The 585-nt window shown below is 66.2% G+C and carries 2 protein-coding genes; both read right to left on the reverse strand.

Going from position 1 to position 585, the window contains the following annotated elements; translation table 11 throughout:
• The coding region (locus tag BRAS3809_RS20780; protein WP_035657328.1) for a dehydrogenase at positions 1-200 on the reverse strand (200 nt) is incomplete at its 3' end.
• Positions 201-313: 113 nt separating this feature from the next.
• Positions 314-585: glutathione S-transferase family protein (locus tag BRAS3809_RS20785; protein WP_035657330.1), on the reverse strand; the 272-nt coding region annotated here is incomplete at its 5' end.

The following is a 585-nucleotide window of genomic DNA, read 5'->3' on the forward strand; positions in this document are numbered from 1 at the left end:
CCGCGCAGGATGCGGGGCTCACCATCGGAGTATTCGATCCGCGCGCCCTTGGCCGTGGGGTGCAGGCCCTCTCCCGTCTCCATCATGCCCGCTTTGATCAGGGTCTCGTTGAACCGTCCCATCTCGGCGAATTCCTCGGTCGTCGGCAGCACGCCGGCTTCCGACTGCTGCGTCGCCTTCACGATCACCATGAACCGCATGGTCACTCTCCCTGCGCTGCCATCGGCAGGAGTTCCCTGCCCTCGTCAGAAAGACGATCCGTGCCGGTCCCCTCCGACAGCGGGGATCGAAATTATTTTGCGCGGTTCCGCGCTCAGCCGGGCTCTTGCGGGAACATGCTGAAATAGGGCTCGGCCTCGGCGAGAACGCGCGCCACCGAGGGCCGCGCGGTCAGCCGATCGAGATAGGAGGCGACGATCCGCAGATCGCCGCCGAGCGGCTCCACCTTGTTGCCGTAGAACAGCGCCGGCAGCGCCGCGCAATCCGCCAGCGTGAACCGATCTCCTATCGCCCAGCCGCTTGGCGGCAGCTCGGCCTCGAGCATCGCATAGGACGTCCGCAACCGCATCCTCGCTTCAGCAACGC

The sequence above is a fragment of the Bradyrhizobium sp. STM 3809 genome (genome assembly GCF_000239795.1).
In the GTDB taxonomy this organism is placed as follows: domain Bacteria; phylum Pseudomonadota; class Alphaproteobacteria; order Rhizobiales; family Xanthobacteraceae; genus Bradyrhizobium.